General features: G+C 65.5%; 6 protein-coding genes. All 6 read right to left on the bottom strand.

The window, feature by feature from the left end; genetic code table 11:
* The coding region (locus tag JOY90_RS13235; protein WP_291691571.1) for an ABC transporter ATP-binding protein at window positions 1-479 on the bottom strand (479 nt) is incomplete at its 3' end.
* The gene (locus tag JOY90_RS13240) at window positions 472-1,254 is read right to left on the bottom strand and encodes an ABC transporter ATP-binding protein (protein ID WP_291691572.1); all 783 of its coding nucleotides are present in this window, start codon (window positions 1,252-1,254) and stop codon (window positions 472-474) included. The genes JOY90_RS13240 and JOY90_RS13235, both read right to left, overlap by 8 nt.
* On the bottom strand, window positions 1,247-2,332 hold the full coding sequence (locus JOY90_RS13245) for a branched-chain amino acid ABC transporter permease (protein WP_291691573.1): 1,086 nt from the start codon (window positions 2,330-2,332) through the stop codon (window positions 1,247-1,249). The genes JOY90_RS13240 and JOY90_RS13245 overlap by 8 nt, the downstream gene beginning before the upstream one ends.
* Before the next feature lies 1 nt (window position 2,333).
* Window positions 2,334-3,344, bottom strand: a complete 1,011-nt coding sequence (locus JOY90_RS13250) for a branched-chain amino acid ABC transporter permease (protein ID WP_291691574.1) — start codon at window positions 3,342-3,344, stop codon at window positions 2,334-2,336.
* 179 nt (window positions 3,345-3,523) lie between these two features.
* Complete coding sequence (locus JOY90_RS13255) at window positions 3,524-4,351, bottom strand: AraC family transcriptional regulator (RefSeq protein WP_291691575.1); 828 nt, start codon at window positions 4,349-4,351, stop codon at window positions 3,524-3,526.
* A gap of 139 nt (window positions 4,352-4,490) precedes the next feature.
* Window positions 4,491-5,429: ABC transporter substrate-binding protein (locus JOY90_RS13260; protein ID WP_291691576.1), on the bottom strand; the 939-nt coding region annotated here is incomplete at its 5' end.

The following is a 5,429-nucleotide window of genomic DNA, read 5'->3' on the forward strand; positions in this document are numbered from 1 at the left end:
AAGAGATGCGGGTTGGTCAGCAGCGCACGAGCGATCGCCAGCATCTGCTGTTCGCCGCCGGAGAGCTGACCGCCGCCGTTGCTCTTGCGTTCGGCCAGCCGCGGGAACGTCTCATAGATGCGCTCGATGCTCCAGGCGCCGCGGCGCATGCCTGCGGCAAGCCGCAGATGTTCATCCACGCTGAGCGAGCGCCACAACCGCCTGCCCTGCGGCACGTAACCAACTCCGAGCTGTGCGATCCGCGTCGGGCCGATCCGCGTGATGTCCTCGCCGCGCACGCGGACCGAGCCGCTGCTCGCCCGCAGCAGCCCCATGATGGTGTTGCACAGCGTGGTCTTGCCCATGCCGTTGCGGCCGACCACCGAGAACACGCCGGACTCCAGCCTCAGGTCGACGCCTTGCAGCGCATGCGAATGCCCATAATACACGTCGAGGCCCCTGACCTCGAGCGCAGGCGCCGAGCGGCGGACCTCATTCATGGCCGCCTCCGAGGTAAAGCTCCTGCACTTCGGGATCGGATTCGATCTCCTGCGGCAGGCCTTCCTTGAAGATGCGGCCGTTGTGCATCATCGTCACGCTCTCGACGACGCGCAGCGCCACGTCCATGTCGTGCTCGATGATGATGTAGCCGATATGCGAGGGCAGCGAGGTCAAGATCTCGATCAGCTCGCGACGCTCGGCGGGCGACAGCCCCGCGGCCGGCTCGTCGAACAGGATGAGGCGCGGCGCGCCGGCGAGCGCCAGCGCGATCTCGAGCTGCCGCTGCTGGCCATGGGCGAGCTCGGAGACGCGACGCTCGCTCACGGCGGAGAGGTGCACGGCTTCGATCAGCCGCTCCGCCGCATGCATCAGCACGTCGTTCGCGCGGGGCCGCAGCAGCGAGAAGCGTCCGCGCGACACGCCGCAGCACGCGAGATAGACGTTGTCACGCACCATCAGGCCCGGAAACAACGCGGAGATCTGATAGGTGCGGCGCAGGCCGCGGCGGATGCGCTCATGCGGCGGGAAGCCGGTGACGTCCTCACCGAAGAATCGGATGGTGCCGGACGACGGCGGGAAGTCGCCGGTGACGCAATTGAACAGCGTGGTCTTGCCGGCGCCGTTGGAGCCGAGCACCGCACGCCGCTCGCCCGGCTGCACGGTGATGGTGACGTCGGTCAGCGCCGCCAGCGCGCCGAACATCCGCGTCACGCCGCGCAGCTCGAGAGCGGCAGTCGAGCCGAAGGCCGACAGGCGATCCGCGACCCTATCCATGGCCGCCCCCACCGCGTGGGTGCGTCGCCGCCGGCTTGCCGCTGCGCCTCCAGCGTTCATAGAGGCCGACGACGCCGTCGGATGACCAGAACACGATGACGAGGAAGCCGATGCCGATCAGCAGCCGGAAGCGGTTGCCGTCGAGCCCGATCTTGACCAGGAAATCCAGCGCGAAAGTACGCAGCATCACGAAAATGAAGGCGCCGATGAACGGCCCGACCGGCCTTGTGATGCCACCGACCACCGCGATGATGAGGATGTCGATGCAGCGTTCCACCGCGACCGAGCCCGGCGAAATCTGATGGTAGTCCCAGACCTGGAGCACGCCGCCGAGCGCGGCGATGAAGGCGGCGAGCGCGTAGGCGGCGACGCGATGGGCGTTGACGTTGAAGCCAAGCGCGGCCATCCGGCGCGGGTTGTCGCGCACGCCCTGCAGCGCGAGCCCGAACGGCGCGCGAGAGAGATAGAGCACCGCGAAATAGCACAGCGCGGCGATCGCGAGCGTCAGATAGTAGAATGGAATGTCGGCGCGCCAGTCGATGCCCCAGAAGTGCGGCGTCGCGACGGTGTTGATGCCGGTGTGGCCGTTGAAGATCGCCCAGTTCTGGTTGGTGAAGTAGAAGAACGCCGCCCCGATCGCGAGCGTGATCATGATGGTGTAGATGCCCTCGGTGCGCACCGCGAGCGCGCCGCCGAGCGTGCCGAACAGCGTCGCGAGCACCAGCGCCACAGGCATGGCGAGCCACCATGGCCAGCCCAGGCTGATATTGGCATTGCCGCTGACGCCGAACACCGCCACCATGTAGCCGGCGAAGCCGGCGACCGTGAGCTGCATCAGGCTGACCATGCCGCCATAGCCGGCGAGGAACATCAGGCTCAGCGCGATGATGCCGAGGATCAGCGTCTGCCCGAAAATCTCGATCAGGAAGAAGCCGTTGGCGATCAGCGGCATGATCAGGAGCAGAACCGCCACGATCCAGGCGGCGGGATGCTCGTTGACGGAGAGTACGGCGAAGGCCGGGCGCGGCTCGGCGGTCCTTATATCGGCATCGAGATGGGCGCGCTCGATCAAGGACATGTCAGCGCCTCGCCAGCAGGCCCTGCGGCCGCAGCGCCAGCACCACCACCATGATGAGGAAGGTCACCACGATCGCATAGGTCGGGATGTAGACGGAGCCGAGCTGCTCGGCGAGCCCGATGATCAGCGCGCCGAGCGCCGCTCCCGGGATCGAGCCCATGCCGCCGACGATAACGACGACCAGCGAGGCGAGCAGGAAACGCGTGTCCTCGCCCGGCGAGATCGACTGGAAAGTGCCGCCGACGACGCCGGCAATGCCGGCCAGCCCCGCGCCGAGCGCGAAGACCAGCACGAAGACGAGCTGGATGCGCACGCCGGTCGCGGCCAGGATGTCGCGATCATCGACTCCGGCCCGCACCATCATGCCGATCCGGGTGCGATTGAGCGCGAGCCACATCGCCACGCCGATGACAACGGACGCGGCGAAGATCACAAGCCTCACCAGCGGATATTGCAGGTAGACCGCCTCGCCCGACGACTTGACCGCCGTCATCAGCGGCAGCTCGATCGGGCCGACCAGCCAGGACGGCGTCTGGACCTGGTAGAAGTCGCCGCCAACAGCCCACAGCATCAGGTCGGCGAACACGATCGATAGCCCGATCGTCACCATGGTCTGGCGCAAGTCCTGCCCTTCCATGCGGCGGAAAACCAGGACTTGCAGCAGCACGCCGACCAGCGCGACCGCGATGAAGGCGACGACGAAGGAGAGTATCCAGGAGCCGGTCGCAGCGCTGATGCCGTAGCCGACATAGCCGCCAAACAGATAGAGCGAGCCGTGTGCCAGGTTGACGTTGCGCATCAGGCCGAAGATCAGCGTGAAGCCGCTGGCGACCAGGAAATAAAGACCCCCGAGCGTGACGCCGTTGAAGAGCGCGTTGAGGAAGATCTTCTTGCGTCCGATTGCGTCCTCCAGCGCCGGCGGCCAGACCGCGAAGACGAGCCATGCAAGAAGCGCGACCGCGATCAGGATGATCAGCGCCCAGGCCGGATGACGTTCGATGAACCGTGTCACGCCGCCCGCCTCCTCGAGGCCATGACCGTGCGATCATGCCTGCATGACTCCGGATGCATGCGGCTGCCGGCCATTGCACCTCCCTCGCATCGGACCCCTTCTCAAGGTCGCGTTCGCGGCATCCTAGCCGCGGGGCAAGGGATGCACTTGATCGACAGTATCTTTTCGCGATCGGCCGATCAGGGACGCAGGACTTTTGCAGCGCGGCGATAGTCGGTCGGCGCCATGCCGACATTGGCGGCGAAGAAGCGGGTGAAACCGCTCTGCGAGGAGAAGCCGAGATCGAATCCGATGTCGGCGATCGGCGACTCCGTCGCGACCAGCGCATCCAGCGCCCGCTCCATGATCAGTGTATTGAGATAGAGATGCGGCGTCACACCGGTCTGGACCCTGAACAACCGGTAGAAATGGGGCCGCGACAGCCCGCTTTCGCGTGCGATGGAGTCGAGCTCGATCTCGGCGCAGGGGCTCTCCGACATCAGCTTGATGCATTTGCGCACGCGGAAATCGGTGACGGAAGCGGCGGCGCGCGGCTCTTGCCCGCTTTCCGCGGTCTGCCAGCTCTCCTCATAACAGACGTCGATGAGCTGCCGCAGCTCGCTGTCGAGGGTCGCAAGCGAGGGCGCGCCGCAGACCAGCGCGGCGGTGCGGCGGATCTGGCGGTCGAGCGTCGGTGTTCGCTTGAAATGATTGCGGCCGAACCGCACGGCATCGAGACGCGACGCCTGCGGCGCGAACCATTCAGCGTTGACATAGAGCACGAAGAAGATCGCACCGTCGCCGATGTCATTGGGCAGGAAGTTGTGCGGCTCCCAGGGATTGACCGCGACGATGGAATCGTCGGCCAGCAGATAGCGCTCGGCGCAGACGTCGATGCAGGCAGGCGTTCCGCCGACGTGAAAGATCAGATGCCCTTCGCGATGCGCGTGCACGTTGAAGGGCCGGTTCAATTGATAGACGGTCGCGCGGCCGAACCGGCCATGGAAGACGGCAAGCGCCTTGCTCATGCCCTCCCTCCCCAGGGAATGATTTCTTCGTCTTTCGACCAGCGTTCATGATCCCAGGGGAGAATGCAAGAGCGGTCACGCGCCGGGGCGGAAAAACGCCCCGGCTGCAACACCTTCCGCTCGCCGGCGGGAAAAAAGGTCAGTACTTCTTACACTCCGGCACCGTCCGGCTCGGCAGCCCTATCTTGGCGAATACGGCCGGGTCATAGCCGAGCGTCTGGTTGACGTTCGGGATGACCTTCACGACCTTGCTGAACAGCGCACCCTTGCCGTCATCCACCACCTCGGTGACGAAGTTGGTGCCGATCGCCTGGCGGTTGGAGTCGAGCTTGATCTTGCCGTTCGGCGCGTCGATCTCGAGCTTGGCCAGTGCCGCCTTGAGTTTGGACTGGTTGTCGCTGAGATCACCCTTGACCTCCTGGAGCGCCAGGATCAGCGCCATCGTCGCGTCGTAATAGTTGGTGGCGAGCAGCGAGGGGCTCGGGAAACGCTTCTCCGGCGGGAAGGCATCCTGGTAGGCCTTCACGAATTTCTGCCAGCCGGGATCCTCCCAGGTATCGGCCTGGCCGCTCGCGGCGAGCGTGCCGAGCAGCGCGTTCTTGGCGCTGCCCTTCGCCGACAGGATGGTCTGGTCCACCATGATCGAGCCGCCCATCAGGTGCGCCTTGCCGCCGGCCTGCTGATACTGGTTGAGGAAGTTGACGGCGTCGGCGCCGCCGAGACCGAGATAGATCGCGTCGACGTCATCCGGCAGCGCGGCGATGACGGAGGCGAAATCCTTGGTGCCGAGCGGCACCCATTGTCGGTTGGTGACCTGGCCGCCGGCCGCGCAGAATTCGAGAACCAGCCCGAACACCTGGGTGTAGACGAAGGAGTAGTCCTCGCCGATGGTCGCGATCTTGCGATAGCCCTTGCTCTCATAGGCGTATTTGCCCAGGCCCACCTGCCACTGCGCGCCATCCATGTTGTAGCGGAAGAAATTTGGGGCCGGATCGACATAAGTCGTCTCCTGCGCGCCCGAGGCGGCGTTGACGAAGGTCAGCTCCGGATGGGTCTTGGCGAAATTCTTCACCGCGAT

This window comes from Bradyrhizobium sp., from assembly GCF_019242285.1.
Classification (GTDB): Bacteria; Pseudomonadota; Alphaproteobacteria; order Rhizobiales; family Xanthobacteraceae; genus Bradyrhizobium.